At 71.6% G+C, this 16476-nt stretch carries 13 protein-coding genes and 1 pseudogene; 5 read left to right on the top strand and 9 right to left on the bottom strand.

All coding sequences use genetic code 11. From position 1 onward, the window contains the following. Positions 1 to 36 precede the first annotated feature (36 nt). The 4 genes and pseudogenes from C3488_RS29655 to C3488_RS29640 all read right to left on the bottom strand — a co-directional run bounded on the left by C3488_RS29655 (position 37) and on the right by C3488_RS29640 (position 5574). Complete coding sequence (locus tag C3488_RS29655; protein ID WP_103843969.1) at positions 37 to 1491, bottom strand: NCS2 family permease; 1455 nt, start codon at positions 1489 to 1491, stop codon at positions 37 to 39. A 192-nt stretch (positions 1492 to 1683) separates the two neighbouring features. After that, complete coding sequence (locus tag C3488_RS29650; protein ID WP_103843968.1) at positions 1684 to 4107, bottom strand: xanthine dehydrogenase family protein molybdopterin-binding subunit; 2424 nt, start codon at positions 4105 to 4107, stop codon at positions 1684 to 1686. Between the two features lie 7 nt (positions 4108 to 4114). Then, a pseudogene (locus C3488_RS29645) lies at positions 4115 to 4681 on the bottom strand ((2Fe-2S)-binding protein); the annotation flags it as partial. Beyond that, on the bottom strand, positions 4681 to 5574 hold the full coding sequence (locus C3488_RS29640; protein WP_103843967.1) for a xanthine dehydrogenase family protein subunit M: 894 nt from the start codon (positions 5572 to 5574) through the stop codon (positions 4681 to 4683). The pseudogene C3488_RS29645 and the gene C3488_RS29640, both read right to left, overlap by 1 nt. Before the next feature lie 333 nt (positions 5575 to 5907). Between C3488_RS29640 and C3488_RS29635 the strand changes: the two genes are divergently transcribed. The 3 genes from C3488_RS29635 (at position 5908) to C3488_RS29625 (ending at position 9138) form a co-directional block, all read left to right on the top strand. Beyond that, entirely contained in the window at positions 5908 to 7602 is a 1695-nt protein-coding gene (locus C3488_RS29635; protein WP_103843966.1) for a PucR family transcriptional regulator ligand-binding domain-containing protein, read from the top strand. 150 nt (positions 7603 to 7752) lie between these two features. Further along, positions 7753 to 8529: a hypothetical protein gene (locus C3488_RS29630; RefSeq protein WP_103843965.1), complete on the top strand. Its 777-nt coding sequence runs from the start codon at positions 7753 to 7755 to the stop codon at positions 8527 to 8529. Between the two features lie 105 nt (positions 8530 to 8634). Then, positions 8635 to 9138 (top strand): DUF2231 domain-containing protein, encoded by a 504-nt coding sequence (locus tag C3488_RS29625; RefSeq protein WP_103843964.1) that lies wholly within the window; start codon positions 8635 to 8637, stop codon positions 9136 to 9138. Between the two features lie 214 nt (positions 9139 to 9352). Here C3488_RS29625 and C3488_RS29620 read toward each other — a convergent pair whose 3' ends face one another. Further along, complete coding sequence (locus tag C3488_RS29620; RefSeq protein WP_103843963.1) at positions 9353 to 9562, bottom strand: hypothetical protein; 210 nt, start codon at positions 9560 to 9562, stop codon at positions 9353 to 9355. A 95-nt stretch (positions 9563 to 9657) separates the two neighbouring features. After that, a complete protein-coding gene (locus C3488_RS29615) occupies positions 9658 to 10515 on the bottom strand; it encodes a GntR family transcriptional regulator (RefSeq protein ID WP_103843962.1) in 858 nt (285 codons plus the stop codon). A gap of 736 nt (positions 10516 to 11251) precedes the next feature. Here C3488_RS29615 and C3488_RS29610 point away from each other — a divergent pair. Further along, positions 11252 to 12295: a DUF2637 domain-containing protein gene (locus C3488_RS29610; protein WP_103843961.1), complete on the top strand. Its 1044-nt coding sequence runs from the start codon at positions 11252 to 11254 to the stop codon at positions 12293 to 12295. 92 nt (positions 12296 to 12387) lie between these two features. On the opposite strand, the gene C3488_RS29605 is transcribed toward C3488_RS29610, so the two are convergent. Beyond that, the gene (locus C3488_RS29605) at positions 12388 to 12840 is read right to left on the bottom strand and encodes an ATP-binding protein (RefSeq protein ID WP_258053753.1); all 453 of its coding nucleotides are present in this window, start codon (positions 12838 to 12840) and stop codon (positions 12388 to 12390) included. Positions 12841 to 13145: 305 nt separating this feature from the next. Between C3488_RS29605 and C3488_RS29600 the strand changes: the two genes are divergently transcribed. Next, positions 13146 to 13733: a hypothetical protein gene (locus tag C3488_RS29600; protein ID WP_103843959.1), complete on the top strand. Its 588-nt coding sequence runs from the start codon at positions 13146 to 13148 to the stop codon at positions 13731 to 13733. A gap of 98 nt (positions 13734 to 13831) precedes the next feature. Here C3488_RS29600 and C3488_RS29595 read toward each other — a convergent pair whose 3' ends face one another. Beyond that, a complete protein-coding gene (locus C3488_RS29595) occupies positions 13832 to 15574 on the bottom strand; it encodes a pyruvate dehydrogenase (protein ID WP_103843958.1) in 1743 nt (580 codons plus the stop codon). A gap of 54 nt (positions 15575 to 15628) precedes the next feature. Continuing rightward, positions 15629 to 16476 (bottom strand): protein phosphatase 2C domain-containing protein (locus C3488_RS29590; protein WP_146067950.1); only part of this gene is annotated, 848 nt, incomplete at its 5' end.

Raw genomic sequence — 16476 nt, 5'->3', positions numbered from 1 at the left:
GACAGCCGTTGCGAAGAGGGTCTCTCGGGGAGGCGGCTAGCGCACGCCCAGCCCGCTCTCGATCGGATGGAGGGCGAAGTAGATCAGGAACACCGCCGTCAGGCCCCACATGAAGGCGCCGATCTCCCGCGCCCTGCCCTGCGCTGCCTTGATCGCGGTGTACGAGACGACACCCGCGGCGACACCGGTCGTGATGGTGTACGTGAACGGCATCAGGACCACGGTCAGGAAGACCGGGATCGCGGTCGCACGGTCCCCCCAGTCCACATGGCGGGCGTTCGTCAGCATCATCGCGCCGATCACCACCAGGGCGGCGGAGGCCACCTCCTGGGGGACGATCGCCGTCAGCGGGGTGAAGAACAGGCACGCCGCGAAGAGCAGGCCGGTGACGACGGAGGCGAGGCCCGTGCGGGCGCCCTCGCCCACGCCCGTGGCGGACTCGATGAACACGGTCTGGCCCGAGCCGCCCGCCACGCCGCCGATCGCACCGCCCGCGCCGTCGATGAACAGCGCCTTGGACAGCCCCGGCATCCGGCCCCTGTCGTCGGCGAGCCCGGCCTCCGTGCCGACGCCGATGACGGTGGCCATCGCGTCGAAGAAACCGGCCAGCACGAGAGTGAAGACGATCATCCCGACCGTCATCGCGCCGACCTTGTCCCAGCCGCCGAACTCCACGTGCCCGAAGAGCGAGAAGTCGGGCAGCGACACCGCGCCGCCGTGCAGTTCGGGCGCTCCGCTCGCCCAGGCGCCGGCCTTGACGACGCCCGCCGCGTTCAGCCCGGCCGACACGAGAGTGCCGCCGACGATGCCGATGAGGATGGCACCGGGAACGCCCCGGGCCTGGAGCACGAAGACGAGGAGGAGTGTGCCGGCGAAGAGGAGCACCGGCCAGCCGGTGAGCTGGCCCGCCGGGCCGAGGGTGACCGGGGTGGCCTTGCCCTGGTGCACGAAGCCGGACTTGTAGAAGCCGATCAGGGCGATGAACAGGCCGATGCCGATCGTGATCCCGTGCTTGAGCGCCGAGGGGATGGCGTTCATGATCATCTCGCGAAGACCGGTGACGACCAGGAGCATGATGACGGCGCCGTAGATCACGCACATGCCCATGGCCTGCGGCCAGGTCATCTGCGGGACGACCTGGGAGGAGAGGACGCCGGAGACGGACAGGCCGGCTGCGAGGGCGAGTGGCACCTTGCCGACGAAGCCCATCAGCAGCGTGGTGGCCGCTGCCGCGAACGCGGTCGCGGTGATCACGGCCCTCTGTCCGAGGGTGTCGCCCGCGACGTCCTTGCCGGACAGGACGAGCGGGTTGAGCAGGAGGATGTACGCCATCGCCATGAAAGTGGTGATGCCGCCGCGCACCTCGCGGGCGAGGGTGGATCCGCGGGCGGATATGTGGAAGTACCGGTCGAGCCAGGGCCTGCCGGCAGGGACGGGGGGCTTCGTGCCGTCTACGGCTGTGGGCCTGGGCTCGACTGAGGGGTGGGTCACGGTGCCGTCTCCCAAGTTTCAGAGGGGGTTGGGATGCACGACCCGGGGGACGGCCCGAGACGAACGGTGGTGTGCGGTGGTGCGGCCGGCGCCGGGGTGGCCGTGGGGTGGAGCGTTGCCCGGCGCCGGGATTGCCGTTGCGCCCACCCGTGCCGTCCGCGGCACGCGTGCCCGCAACGGCGGACGACCGTGTTACGCCGTGCCCGTGAGGTGTTCGGGCCGTACCGGGGTCCGGTTCAGCTCCAGGCCCGTCGCGTTCCGGACGGCCGCCAGAACAGCCGGGGTCGACGAAAGCGTGGGTGCCTCGCCGACGCCGCGCAGTCCGTACGGGGCGTGGTCGTCGGCCAGTTCCAGGACGTCCACCGGGATCGTCGGCGTGTCCAGGATGGTGGGGATCAGATAGTCCGTGAACGACGGGTTCTTCACCTTCGCCGTCTTCGGGTCGACGACGATCTCCTCCATGACCGCGATGCCCAGTCCCTGGGTCGTACCGCCCTGGATCTGACCGGTCACGGAGAGCGGGTTGAGCGCTTTGCCGACGTCCTGCGCGCAGGCCAGTTCGATGACCTTGACCAGGCCCAGCTCGGTGTCGATCTCCACCACGGCGCGGTGCGCGGCGAAGGAGTACTGGACGTGGCCGTTGCCCTGGCCGGTGCGCAGGTCGAAGGGCTCGGTCGGGCGGTGCCGCCACTCGCGCTCGATCTCCACCACCTCGTCGCCGAGGACGTCCACCAGGTCGGCGAGCACCTCTCCCCCGTCGGTGACGACCTTGCCGCCCTCCAGCAGGAGTTCCGCCGTCGCCCAAGCCGGGTGGTACGAGCCGAACCTGCGGCGGCCGAGCTCCAGGACCTTCTCGCGGACCAGCTCGCAGGCGTGCTTCACGGCGCCCCCGGTGACGTACGTCTGCCGGGACGCGGACGTCGAACCGGCCGACCCCACCTGTGTGTCCGCCGGGTGGATGGTCACCTGGGCGACGCCCAGCTCGGTCCGGGCGATCTGCGCGTGGACGGTGACGCCACCCTGGCCGACCTCCGCCATCGCCGTGTGCACGGTCGCGACGGGCTCACCCGCGACGACCTCCATGCGGACCTTGGCGGTGGAGTAGTCGTCGAAGCCCTCGGAGAAGCCGACGTTCTTGATGCCGACCGCGTAGCCGACACCGCGTACGACGCCTTCGCCGTGCGTGGTGTTGGACAGGCCGCCGGGCAGCTGCCGCACGTCCGCGCCCTCGGAGCTCTCCCACTGGCGCTCCGGCGGCAGGGGCATCGCCTTGACGCGACGCAGGAGTTCGGCGACCGGCGCCGGGGAGTCGACCACCTGGCCGGTGGGCATGACCGCGCCCTGGGACATCGCGTTGCGCTGCCGGAACTCCACCGGGTCCATGCCGAGCCGCTTGGCGAGCTTGTCCATCTGCGCCTCGTAGGCGAAGCACGCCTGGACCGCGCCGAAGCCGCGCATGGCGCCACACGGCGGGTTGTTGGTGTAGAGGGCGATGGCCTCGATGTCGACGTCGTCGACGACGTAGGGGCCGACCCCGAGCGAGGAGGCGTTGCCGACGACCGCCGGGGAGGAGGACGCGTACGCGCCGCCGTCGAGGACGATCCGGCACTTCACATGGGTGAGCCTGCCGTCCTTCGTCGCGCCGTGCTCGTAGTACAGCTTCGCCGGGTGGCGGTGGACGTGCCCGAAGAAGGACTCGAACCGGTTGTAGACGATCTTGACCGGCTTCCCGGTGCGCAGTGCGAGCAGACAGGCGTGGATCTGCATCGACAGGTCCTCGCGACCGCCGAAGGCGCCGCCGACACCGGCCAGGGTCATCCGGACCTTGTCCTCGGGCAGGCCGAGGACGGGCGCGATCTGGCGGAGGTCGGCGTGCAGCCACTGGGTGGCGATGTAGAGGTCCACGCCGCCGTCCTCGGCGGGGACGGCGAGACCGGACTCCGGGCCGAGGAAGGCCTGGTCCTGCATGCCGAAGTGGTATTCGCCCTCGACGATGACGTCGGCCCGCTCGCGTGCCGACGTCACGTCCCCGCGGACGATGGGCTGGCGGTGGACGATGTTGGGGTGCGGGACATGCGCCGCGTGGTGGTCCGTACGGTCCTCGTGGACGAGGATCGCGTCCGGGGCGAGTGCGGAGGCCTCGTCCGTGACGACCGGGAGTTCGCGGTAGTCCACCTTGATCTTGGCGGCGGCGCGGCGTGCGGTCTCCGGGTGGTCGGCTGCGACGATCGCGACGGGCTCACCGTGGTGGCGTACCTTGCCGTGGGCGAGGACCGGGGTGTCCTGGATCTCCAGGCCGTAGTTCTTCACGTCGGTCGGCAGGTCGTCGTAGGTCATGACGGCGTGGACGCCCGGCGTGGCCAGGGCCTGGCTCGTGTCGATCGACAGGATCTCCGCGTGAGCGACCGTGGAGCGCAGGATGTGGCCCCAGAGCATGTCCTCGTGCCACATGTCGGACGAGTACGCGAACTCACCGGTGACCTTGAGCGTGCCGTCCGGGCGGAGCGTGGACTCGCCGATGCCGCCCTTGGTCCGCGACCCCTGCGTGATCGTCGTGGGAACACCGCTGGGGGCGCCTCCCTGCTCGAACGTGGTCGAGAGCTCGGCGGACGTCATGATCAGACCCCCTGGACTGCCGGGCGGCCGCCAGGCGGACCGCGTCCATGATCTTCTCGTAGCCGGTGCAGCGGCACAGGTTGCCGGACAGGGCCTCGCGGATGTCGGCGTCGGTCGGGTTCGGGTTGCGCTCCAGCATCTCGTCGGCGGCGACCAGCAGGCCGGGCGTGCAGAAGCCGCACTGGACGGCGCCGGCGTCGATGAACGCCTGCTGGATCGGCGCGAGTCGGGTTCCCTCGCCGGTCTGCGAGTCGGTGCCCTCGGCCCGCCACCGCTTGGCCTCGTCCAGAGACGTGCCGCACGCCCCGGCGCCGCAGGACCGCTGCTCGGCGTAGTCCGCGAGCCCTTCGACCGTGACCACCTCGCGGCCCTCCACCTGCCCGGCCGCGACCAGACACGAACACACCGGCACGCCGTCCAGGCGGACCGTGCACGAGCCGCACTCGCCCTGTTCGCAGGCGTTCTTGGAGCCCGGCAGGCCCAGCCGTTCGCGCAGCACGTACAGCAGGGACTCGCCCTCCCAGACGTCGTCCGCCTCCTGCGGGCGTCCGTTGACCGTGAAGTTGACGCGCATCACGCAGCTCCCTTCGAGGTGCGGCGGGTGCCGCGGTACGACTCCCAGGTCCAGGTCAGCGTGCGGCGGGCCATGACCCCGACCGCGTGGCGGCGATAGCTCGCGGTGCCCCGGACGTCGTCGATCGGGTTGCAGGCGGCGGCGCACAGCTGCGCGAACCGCTGTGCGACGGAAGGGGTGATGATCTTGCCGTTGTCCCAGAAGCCGCCCTCCTCCAGGGCCGCGTTCAGGAACTCCTCGGCGGCCTTGGCCCGGACGGGCGTCGGCGCGGCGGAGCCGACGCCGGTGCGGACCGTGCGGGACTCGGGGTGCAGGGCGAGCCCGAAGGCGCACACCGCGATCACCATGGCGTTGCGGGTGCCGACCTTCGAGTACTGCTGGGGGCCGTCGGCCTTCTTGATGTGGACGGCGCGGATCAGCTCGTCGGGGGCGAGCGCGTTGCGCTTGACGCCGGTGTAGAAGGCGTCGATCGGGATGAGGCGGGTGCCGCGGGCCGCGGACTCCGCCTCGACCTCGGCGCCCGCCGCGAGCAGGGCCGGGTGGGCGTCGCCGGCCGGGGAGGCGGTGCCGAGGTTGCCGCCGACGCCGCCGCGGTTGCGGATCTGCGGGGAGGCCACCGTGTGGGAGGCGAGGGACAGGCCCGGAAGCTCGGCCCGCAGATTCTCCATGATCTTGGTGTAGGGGACCGAGGCACCCAGCCGCACGCTGTCCGCGCCGACCTCCCACTCGTAGAGATCGCCGATGCGAGTGAGGTCCATCAGATACTCGGGCCTGCGGTGGTCGAAGTTGATCTCGACCATCACATCGGTGCCACCCGCGATCGGTACGGCGCCGGGGTGCTCGGCCTTGGCGGCGAGCGCCTCGTCCCAGCTTGCGGGGCGAAGGAAGTCCATGACCGGCTCTCTTCTTCGTCTCGTGGTCGGTACGGATCGAGCCATATCCGGTGCGGCGGGCCCGGCTCGTTCAAGTGCTGTTCACGGGGAGTGCAGTCAGTACACCGCCGGGTACTCCAACGGGGTCAGTCACCGAAAACATGAAGGAGTTGGCTGGTGAGGGCGGCCATCTTGTAGATTCATATGAATGGAGGCCGTCCGTAACCTCTCCGGTTCCCCCTGGAAACACGACGCACCGACGGCGGCGACCGCGAGCACGGCTTCCGAAAAGCCCAGGCCAACGCCTTGGCCGACCGACCATGGATTTCCGGACAAGAACGGCGGCAACGACACATGCGGCTGCGCGCACTGCTGAACACCGACGCGCTGGGGCTGCGGCTGCTCGGCGGCGAGGACGAGCTCGACCGTACCGTGCGCGGTGTGATGACCACGGACCTGAAGGACCCCAGCCGGTACCTGTCCGGCGGTGAACTGGTCCTCACGGGCCTGGCGTGGCGGCACGACCCCGCGGACTCGGAGCCCTTCGTGCGGATCCTGACGAGCGCCGGCGTGGCCGCGCTCGCCGCGGGCGAGGCGGAGCTGGGCGACATCCCGGACGACCTGATCGTGGCCTGCGCGCGGCACCGGCTGCCGCTGTTCGCCGTCCATGAGTCGGTGGCGTTCGCCACGATCACCGAGCACGTCGTACGGCAGGTCTCCGGTGAGCGGGCCGGGGACCTGGCGGCCGTGGTGGACCGGCACCGGCGGATGATGACCCCCGGCCCGGCGGGTGGCGGCCCGGACGTCGTCCTGGACCTGCTCCACTCCGACCTGGACCTGCGGGCCTGGGTGCTCTCCCCCACCGGCCTGCCGATCGCCGGGCCCACGCCGGGTCTCACCGCGGACGTGTGCGCCAGGCTGGCGGCCGAGCATCTGGCGGCGACGCGCACCGGACGCCGGGGACCGCACCGGGTGGCGCTCGGCGCGACGACGTACTCGCTCTTCCCGATCCGCGGCAGCAGCGGGAGCGGCGGCGCCTCCCGGGACGTGCGCGAGACGGTGCTGTCCGACTGGCTGCTCGCGGTCGAGGCGGACGCCGGGGACTGGGCGGAGGAGCGGCTCGACCTGCTGCACGGCGTCACCCAGCTGATCGCGGTCGAACGGGACCGGCGTGACGCTGCGCGCACCGTGCGGCGGCGGCTCGCGCGGGAGGTCCTGGAGCTGGTGCAGACGGGAGCCGCGCCCGCCGAGATCGCGGCCCGGTTGCGGGTCGCCGCACCCGTGCTGCTGCCGGGGCTCGGGTCGGCGCCACACTGGCAGGTGGTGGTGGCCCGGGTCGAGTGGGACGGCGGGGAGGTCGAGAGCGGCCCGGTCGCCCAGGCGCTGCTGGAGGAGATCCTCGTCGACGATCTCCCCGGCTCTCCGGACAAGGGATACCCCGGGTCCGCCGGCCCGGAGCACTCCGACCGCATCGCGGTGGCCCACACCGGGGACGAGGCGATCGCGCTGGTGCCGCTTCCGTCCGTGTCCACCGAGCAGGACGGCGCCGAGCCGGGCGTCCTCGCCGACGCCCTGCTTCAGGCCGTACGGGACCCGCTGTCCGCGGGCCTCGCCGACGACGGCCGGCTCACGCTGGGCGTCAGCGCCGCGGTGCACTCGGCGGAGGGGCTGCGCGGCGCCCTGGAGGAGGCGCGGCACGCCCGCCGGGTCGCCGCCGCCCGCCCGGGCCGGGTGTGCGCGGCCGGCCACCAGGAGCTTGCCTCGCACGTGCTGCTGCTGCCGTTCGTCCCGGACGACGTGCGCCGCGCCTTCACGGCCCGTCTGCTGGATCCGCTGCGTGACTACGACCGCCGGCACCGCGCCGAGCTGATCCCGACCCTTGAGGCGTTCCTCGAGTGCGACGGCTCCTGGACCCGCTGCGCGACCCGGCTCCACCTGCACGTCAACACGCTGCGCTACCGGGTGGGGCGTATCGAGCAGTTGACGAGCCGGGACCTTTCGCGCCTGGAGGACAAGCTCGATTTCTTCCTCGCGTTGCGCATGAGCTGAGGTCAGGGAGGTGGTGCCCCGGTGGCCGCAACGGCCGCCGGTGTCCCACGACTTTGTGAAATCCTTCACCCAGCCTCTTGGCCCCGTGCCGCGGTTGGTGCTGGAATGCCGCCACCACCTAAAGCTCGATGGCGTGCTCGGGAGGGCAACGTGGCGCATACCGCCATGTCTGGTACCGGAACGACCGCAGCTGACGATCCACTCCAGACCGCGGTATGGCGGCTGCGCTCGCGCGCCTGCTGGGCCGACGCGGCGGCACTCCTCCGGCCCGTGACGGCCGAGGCGTCCCTCCAACGGGCCGCGCTGCTGGTCGAGCGGTGCCTGTACACGGAGCAGGGCTGGGAGGAGGCCGAGGACGCGCTGCGCACGGCGGAGGCGCTGGCCCACAGCGACGAGGAACGGGGCGCGGCCGCTTGTGAACGCGGGCAGCTTGCGTACGCGGCCACGCTGCACGGTGTGCGGGACCGGGCGGACGAGGCGCGGGCGGCGCTGGGCCGGGCCGCCGCGCTGCTGCCGCCGGGTGCGCCGGGACGGGCGCTGCTGGACTTCCGGCGCGGACTGCTCTCCGAGAACCTGGCCCGCTCCCCGCAGGCGGCCCGTGCGGCCTACCGGCGCGCCCACGCGGGGGCCGCCGCGCACGGCGACCCGCTGCTGCTCTCCTTCACCTGGCGGCACCTGGCGGGGCTCGCCCTGCGGGACGGCGAGGTGGCGGAGGCGCGGCACGGCTTCGCCGAGTCGCTGCGGATCCGCGAGGAGCTGGGGTACCTCGTCGGTACGGCACCGGCGCTGGCGTCGCTCGCGGACGCGGAGTCCGAACCGGAGGCGTCCCGGCTGCGCGCGGAGGCGGGGCGGCTGTTCCGGCTGCTGGGGGGCGTGCCGACGTGGCTGGCTCGGCAGTTGGCGCCGATGAAGCCGGCCGCGTCGTAGGGGTCTGCCGGGGTCTGCACCGTCTCGGCTTCAGAGGAAGCTGAGAAATTGCTGTGCCAGGCTGGCGCGCCGACCCCTTGGCCGCCCCCCTGGAGGAGCACCCCGATGACCCTCGTCAACGGCTTGCCCGCGCACGTGTTGTTCGTCCACTTCGTCGTCGTCCTGGTCCCGCTGAGTGCCCTGGCCCTCGTCGTCAGCGCCGTGTGGCCGAAGGCCGCTCGGCGGCTGGGTCTGATCCTGCCCGTGCTGGCCTTCGTCACGCTGGTGACCGTTCCTCTGACCTCCCACGCGGGTGAGTGGCTGGAGCGGCACGTCGACAGCGGCCCTCTGGTGCGCAGGCACGCCGAACTCGGGGACGGTCTGCTGCCGTGGGCCCTGGGCCTGTTCCTGCTGGCGACGGCCGTGTGGTGGACGGCCCGCCGGACGCCGGCACCGCAGGGCGGTACGGACGTGGCTCGCGGCGGCGCGGTCGTCCGGGTGGCGGCTGCCGTGCTGTCCCTGGTGGTGGCCGTCGGCGCGGTGGTCGACGTGTACCGCATAGGCGACTCCGGTGCGAAGGCGGCCTGGCACGACGCCTTCTCGAAGACCGCCACCGGTCACGGGGACTGAGGGGTCCTTGCACTATGCCCACCCGGGACGCGCGGCCTGGCACCGCACCTCGCCGCGTTGCCGAAACGCCCATGTGGCTCCTCCCCCGAGCTCTCGGCTGCGCTCGAGCAGGGGGCACCCCCATCGACGCCGCTCCGGCGCCTTGCGATGCACGGCACCTCACCACGCGACCTGATCGGGCGCTCATAGCGCAAGGACCCCTAAGACCAGCCGCTCACAGGCTCCGGACGAACGTCCACACGGCGTCGTGGAACGCGGGATCGCGGGCCAGGAGGGCGACGGCGGCGAGGAGGACGACGACGGCGGCGGGGGCGACGAACGCCGCCCGCCCGCCGAGGCCGTCCCGGCCCGGCCGCCGTGTCCGCCCGCCCGTTCGGTCCCGGTACCGCCGCCGAGCCCGCTGCCCTGTTTCGAACATCACCATCGGTCACCCCCGTGGGGCGGTCGCCCCCTTTCCGGCCGACACGCAGGGGAACGCCGGAGCGGTTCCCTCACCCTGCGACCGCCGGGAGGCCCCCGTCAGGAGGACCCCGTGAAGTGCTCCCGTACGAGTGACTGCACCACCGTCACGTCCTGGGCGGCCAGCGCGTCGAGCAGGGCCGTGTGTTCGGCGGCGTCGGCGAGCAGGCCGGCGCGGCCGCGGGAGGAGGGGGCTTCGACCAGGGGCCACTGGGCGCGGCGGTGCAGGTCGTCCGCGATCCGCAGGAGTTGCTCGTTGCCGGCGAGGGCGAGGACCGCGCGGTGGAAGGCGCGGTCGGACTCGGCGTAGGTCGCCCGGCACCCGGAGGACGCGGCGCGGACGGTGGCCTCGGCCAGCGGGCGCAGCTCCGCCCAGCGTTCGGCGGGGACGGTGCGGGCGAGCCGCAGCATCACCGGTATCTCGATCAAGGCCCGGATCTCGGCGAGTTCGGCCAGTTCCCGGGCGCCGCGCACGACGACACGGAAGCCCCGGTTGGGCACGACCTCGACCGCGCCCTCCAGGGCCAGCTGCTGCATCGCCTCGCGCACCGGTGTGGCGGACACCCCGAACCGCTCGGCGAGCGCGGGCGCCGAGTAGACCTCACCGGGAGTCAGCTCGCCCCTGACCAGCGCGGCGCGCAGGGCGTCGAGTACCTGCCCGCGGACGGAGGCCCGCTGGACGACGGGACGCCCGTCCTGCACGGGGCACCCGGCGGCCACGTCCTCCCGCACGCGCGGATGCGGGATCGGCGGCTCGCTGTGGGTGTGCTCACCGCGCGTGCCGTCCGCGGCGGCGGCCCGCTCGCGGACCTCGTCCCCCGACGGCAGCTGGTGCGGCACCCGTGCGGACTGCGTACGGGGTGCCGCCGCCCTCGCCTCGGTAGAGCCCTCCGCACGGCGGGAACGGGCCTGCTCCACGGGCTCCTCCTCCGGTCCTTGCGGCGTCCTGCCCTCTGTGATTCGTTTCACGCGGTTGTTTACCGCTCGTAAAGCACGTTAGGCACCTTACGCTCCGGTTCCCCCACGGACCACCTCAGGCAAGGTGAGCCTTACCTGTGGGCAGCGCGAAACGGTGGTCCGCGCATGCCCTTGCCCGTCTCGTCCCTCTCCGTGGTCGACGACGCGTGCACCCCGGCTCGGCGAGGTGTTCCCGGGGCTCACGGTCACCGGATGCGAGCCGGGACGAGACGGCCCCCGGGGCGGCGGCCGGATCACTTGCGCCGGGCTCGTCCAGGATGGCGCGGCTCTGGAGGAGTTCCTGGCGTGGGACGGTGCGCAGGCGCCTCACCTGCGGCGCCGACAGCGTCGCCAAGCCGACGCGCGCCGCGGCCAGTTGGGTGAGTGCGCTTCAGGGGCCCCGGCGACCGGCCGAGGTCCCGATACCGTAAGATCCAGCCACGGATGAGGCCCCGCGCGACCCCCACGCGTTTCACAAGTTCCTCACTTGTCGCAGGAACTTTTCGTGGAACCACCCGTACGGGTAGTCTTGTTCGAACTCAACTCCCGCCCCTCAAGCGGCAGTTCGAGCAGAACGCCGTCCAGGGCATTCCCTTGCACATCCTTGGCGGCCTCTTGCCCCGAAACCCCCTGAGGGGCGGCGGGATTGGGCCACTATGGCGGGCGTTACGCCCTATCCCAATGCAAGGGACCCCAGATGAGACTGACCGACATATCGCTGAACTGGCTGCTTCCGGGCGCCGTACTGCTCCTGGGCATGCTGGTGGCGGTGGCGGTGCTCGCGCGTGGCAAGCGCTCCTCCGGGGGGAACGCGAGCGCGGACGACTCGTGGGAGCGCGCCGAGGAGCGCCGCAGGCGCAAGGAGACCGTCTACGCCACGGCCTCCTACGTACTCCTCTTCTGCTGTGCGGCCGTCGCCGCCGCACTCTCCTTCCACGGCCTGGTCGGCTTCGGCCAGCAGAACCTCGGCCTGACCGACGGCTGGGAGTACCTGGTCCCGTTCGGCCTGGACGGCGCGGCCATGTTCTGCTCGGTGCTCGCCGTCCGTGAGGCCAGCCACGGCGACGCGGCGCTCGGCTCCCGGATCCTGGTGTGGACGTTCGCGGCGGCGTCCGCCTGGTTCAACTGGGTGCACGCGCCCAGGGGCATCGACCACGCGGGCGCCCCGCAGTTCTTCGCCGGCATGTCGCTGTCCGCCGCGGTGCTGTTCGACCGCGCACTGAAGCAGACCCGCCGCGCCGCACTGCGCGAGCAGGGCCTGGTGCCCCGTCCGCTGCCGCAGATCCGTATCGTCCGCTGGCTGCGGGCGCCCCGCGAGACGTACAAGGCCTGGTCGCTGATGCTCCTCGAGGGTGTGCGCAGCCTGGACGAGGCCGTCGAGGAGGTCCGCGAGGACCGGCGCCAGAAGGAACTCAACAAGGCGCGGCGCCGCGAGCAGCAGCGGGCCGAGCGCGCGCAGTTGAAGGCGCTCAGCCGCGGCCACCGCGCGCTGACCGGCGGCAACGGCGGGCGTCAGGTCGAGGTGCAGACCGTCGAGCGGGCCCCCGCACCGGTCTCCTCGGAGCCTGCCATACCCGCGGGGGAACTGCCCTCGCGCACCCGCCCCTCGCTCCAGCCCGTCCGGAACTCCGCCGCTGACCCGATCACCGTCGACCTCACCGCCGAGGACGACACCATGGCCCTGCCGCGGCTCGATTCCCTGGAGCGCAAACTCAAGGACCTTGAACAGCAGTTCGGCTGAGACCGGACCATCCCGGGAAGGGGGCGCGGCACGATGCCGCGCCCCCTTCCCGTTGTCGACAGCTCCTTCGGCCCGCCAACTGCGCCGCCGCCTCAGGCGGCGTCCGCACCGAGGTCGAACCACACCGCTTTTCCCACGCCGTGCGCCCGCACGCCCCACGCGTCCGCCAGCGACTGGACGAGGATCAGCCCTCTGCCGTGCGTACCGTCGTCGTCGCTCGGTGCATGCGGCCTCGGCCTGCGTCCCACGAAGTCCCTTACCTCCACGTGGAGTCCGCGTGATGAGACGGTGGCGGTGAGCACCGCGTCGCGGTCGGTGTGGATGAGCGCGTTGGTCACCAGCTCACTCGTGAGCAGTTCGGCTATCTCGGAGCGTCCCGGCCTGCCCCAGTGCCGCAGCAACTCCCTGAGCGCCCTGCGCGCTTCGGGCACCGCCCGTAGATCCGCCCGCCCCAGCCGGCGCCTGAGCTGGGGGGCCGCCGACCGGTCCGTCGGCGTGTCGGTCGCTTCCTCCGCCGTCTTCGCCGAGGAGGCCCCGATCACCACGGGACCGCCCCCTCGTGCTCGCCTCTTCATGACCCCCGCCCCGTAGGTGGATGCCGGTTCCCCTCTGCTCGAACACCTCCACGGACATGCATGCCCCGCCGACAGACCGGCAGTCATGGTGACGGCGTTTCTCCTCGACTTCCGGACACGGGGACGTTCCTTGGTGACGCGGCATCACCCGACATTGGGCCAAACGGATTGTTATTCATATTGTCGGTATGTCGGATATGACACGGATCGGGATGGTCTGTACGTTCAATCTCGCATCGGCTTTCAGCCGACGTCTCTCAGACAGGAGAAGTGACATGGCAACGCGTTCCACCGTTGTAACCGCCGCGATCGCGGCTGCCGCGGCCCTGGCGGCCACCGGCATCACCTACGCCAACGCGGCTTCCGAGCCGGCCCAGGCGGCTCCCGTCGCCGCGGCCCCCGCCCCCGCTGCCGCCCCCGCCCTCCCGCAGGGTGGCAACGGCGACAACAGCAAGGGCAACGAGGGCCGTGAGGACCACGGGGACCACGGGGACCACGACGAGGACTACGGTCGCGGCTACGACCACGAGTACTACGGCAAGGTCCGCATCAACGAGCGTGAGTACCCGGCCATCCCGGACGGCTGCGTCACGATCGTCAGCGGCCTCGGCTCCAAGAGCCTCAACATCCGCAACGACAGCAAGAAGACCGTTGAGGTCTTCTCCGGGGCCACTTGCGACAACGGCGCTCCCATCGCCATCGTCGGCCCCTGGAGCCAGAGCGACGGGGTCCACCCCCGTCACGTCAAGGGCGGCGTGAAGGTCAAGCACGGTGTGGTGGGCAGCTTCCGCGTGATCCGTCACCACCACGAGGACTTCGACCACGACCGCGACCACGGCGGGCGCGACCACGAGGGCAAGTGATCGAGCCGTCCGTCGCTGACACTACAAGGAGAACCCCGGCCCGCCGGAATCGGGCCGGGGTTCCGGTCTTCGAGCCTCGCACAACGAGGCACGCGGCGTCAGGGCCGTGGGACGTTGCGCAGGTTGGAGCGGGCCATCTGCACCATGCGGCCGACACCGCCCTCCAGCACGATCTTCGAGGCGGACAGGGCGAAGCCCGTCACCATCTCCGCGCTGATCTTCGGCGGGATGGACAGGGCGTGCGGATCGGTGACGACGTCCACCAGCGCCGGACCCTTGTGCCTGAAGGCGTCCTTCAGGGCGCCCGCGAGCTGCTTGGGCTTCTCCACCCGTATGCCGTACGCGCCGCACGCACGCGCCACGGCCGCGAAGTCGGGGTTCTTGGTGGCGGTGCCGTACGAGGGCAGTCCGGAGACCATCATCTCCAACTCCACCATGCTGAGCGAGGAGTTGTTGAACACGACCACCTTCACCGGCAGGTCGTACTGCACCAGGGTGAGGAAGTCTCCCATCAGCATGGAGAACCCGCCGTCACCGGACATCGACACCACCTGCCGCCGCCGGTCGGTGAACTGGGCCCCGATCGCCATCGGCAGCGCGTTCGCCATCGAGCCGTGGGAGAAGGAACCGATGATGCGGCGCCGGCCGTTGGGCGAGATGTAGCGGGCGCCCCACACATTGCACATCCCCGTGTCGATCGTGAACACCGCGTCGTCATCGGCCGCTTCGTCCAGGACGGAGGCCACGTACTCCGGGTGGATCGGAACGTGCTTGTCGACCTTGCGCGTGTACGCCTTGACGACGCCTTCCAGCGCGTCTGCGTGCTTCTTGAGCATCTTGTCGAGGAAGCGCCGGTTGTCCTTGGTCCGCACGCGCGGGATGAGGCAGCGCAGGGTCTCCTTCACATCGCCCCACACCGCGAGATCCAGCTTGGAGCGGCGACCCAGGTTCTCCGGACGGACGTCGATCTGGGCGATCTTCACGTCCTTCGGCAGGAAGGCGTTGTACGGGAAGTCGGTGCCCAGCAGGATCAGCAGGTCGCACTCGTGGGTGGCCTCGTACGCGGCGCCGTAGCCGAGCAGACCGCTCATGCCGACGTCGTACGGGTTGTCGTACTGTATCCACTCCTTGCCGCGCAGGGCGTGCCCCACCGGGGACTTGATCTTCCCGGCGAACTCCATCACCTCGGCGTGCGCACCCCGGGTGCCGCTGCCGCAGAAGAGGGTGACCTTCTCCGCCTCGTCGATCATCTCCACGAGCCGGTCGATCTCGGCGTCACCCGGGCGGACGCTGGGCCGGGAGGTGACGAGGGCGGTCTCCGCGGACCGGTCGGGGGCGGGCTGGGCGGCGATGTCGCCGGGGAGCGAGACGACGCTCACGCCGCTGCGGCCGATCGCGTGCTGGATGGCCGTCTGCAGCAGGCGGGGCATCTGCTGGGGGTTGGATATCAGCTCGCTGTAGTGGGAGCACTCGCGGAACAGCTGGTCGGGATGGGTCTCCTGGAAGTACCCGAGACCGATCTCGCTGGAGGGTATGTGCGAGGCGAGGGCGAGCACCGGGGCCATCGAGCGGTGGGCGTCGTACAGGCCGTTGATGAGGTGGAGGTTGCCGGGCCCGCAGGAACCGGCGCAGGCGGTCAGCCCGCCGGATATCTGGGCCTCGGCGCCGGCCGCGAAGGCGGCGGTCTCCTCGTGCCGCACGTGCACCCAGTCGATCGCGGAGTTGCGGCGCACGGCGTCCACGATCGGGTTGAGGCTGTCGCCGACCACCCCGTACAGGCGCTTGACCCCCGCCCGCACGAGGATGTCGACGAACTGGTCGGCGACGTTCTGCTTGGCCATGAATCCACGCACCCCTTCGCTGTCCCTGGATCCATGTATCCACACCGACCGCGATCACGCCTCCCAGACGGCGGCCGCCGTACGGTCATCGGCGTAGCCCTTCACCCTCACCAGCGTGTCGGCGAGGAAGGCCGCCAGACCCGGCACCTCGCCCGTGGACCAGCGGGCCGTCAGGTGTTCGGCGAGTTCGGGCTCGTCGCGCAGCGGGTCGGCGAGGCCGCCGGAGCACAGCAGGAGCGTGTCCCCCGGCTGGGCGACGGAGGCACGGAACAGAAAGGGTGAACGGGGCGGCTCGTGGGCCGGTTCGTAGGGCCTCGGCGGTGTGGTGATGCCGAGGTCCATGGTGAGCCGGTCGCCCTCGGGGGTCTCGGAGGGCAGGGAGCCGAACCCGACCACCGGCTCACCCGTGGTGTCGGCGGCGCGCGGCTCGATGTCCTGCCACTCGCCGTCCCTCAGCCGGAAGAGACCGCCGGCACCGACACCGAAGAAGACGCGGACACGGCAGGCGGGGTCGGCGGGCAGCAGCAGACAGCGCAGGTCGGCGGTGTACTCCTCGGGGTCGGCGCCCTGGGCGGCGGCGCCGGCGCGGAGCTTGCCGAGGCTTCGGTCGGTGACCCGTTGCAGCCCGGACTTCAGCTCGCCGCGCCGGGCCGACCGGATGTCCTCGCCGAGGCGGAGGTGACTGCCCCCGACCGCGCGGCCGATCCAGTCACACGCCTCGGAGGCGGCGCGGTGGGCGCCGGGCGTGCCGCGTCGGCCGGTGGCCATGGCGACGAGCACCAGGGCGTGCTCCCCCGTACCGAAGCGGGCGGTGAGCAGACAGTCCCGTCGCGGCTCGCCCCGGAAGCGTGCCGAGTCCCCGCGCGCGGAGACCGCCCGCAGGGTGCAGGACCCGAACCGGG

Source organism: Streptomyces sp. Ru72 (assembly GCF_002920635.1).
Classification (GTDB): Bacteria; Actinomycetota; Actinomycetes; order Streptomycetales; family Streptomycetaceae; genus Streptomyces.
Note: the sequence above shows the minus strand (reverse complement) of the source record. Positions and strands in the feature narration are given on the sequence as shown.

Bases quoted from the DNA above. Each gene is read 5' to 3' on its own strand.
- C3488_RS29650 (WP_103843968.1), bottom strand. From the start codon at position 4,107: ATGACGTCCGCCGAGCTCTCGACCACGTTCGAGCAGGGAGGCGCCCCC.
- C3488_RS29640 (WP_103843967.1), bottom strand. From the start codon at position 5,574: ATGGACTTCCTTCGCCCCGCAAGCTGGGACGAGGCGCTCGCCGCCAAG.
- C3488_RS29635 (WP_103843966.1), top strand. From the start codon at position 5,908: ATGCGGCTGCGCGCACTGCTGAACACCGACGCGCTGGGGCTGCGGCTG.
- C3488_RS29625 (WP_103843964.1), top strand. From the start codon at position 8,635: ATGACCCTCGTCAACGGCTTGCCCGCGCACGTGTTGTTCGTCCACTTC.
- C3488_RS29620 (WP_103843963.1), bottom strand. From the start codon at position 9,562: ATGGTGATGTTCGAAACAGGGCAGCGGGCTCGGCGGCGGTACCGGGAC.
- C3488_RS29610 (WP_103843961.1), top strand. From the start codon at position 11,252: ATGAGACTGACCGACATATCGCTGAACTGGCTGCTTCCGGGCGCCGTA.
- C3488_RS29600 (WP_103843959.1), top strand. From the start codon at position 13,146: ATGGCAACGCGTTCCACCGTTGTAACCGCCGCGATCGCGGCTGCCGCG.
- C3488_RS29595 (WP_103843958.1), bottom strand. From the start codon at position 15,574: ATGGCCAAGCAGAACGTCGCCGACCAGTTCGTCGACATCCTCGTGCGG.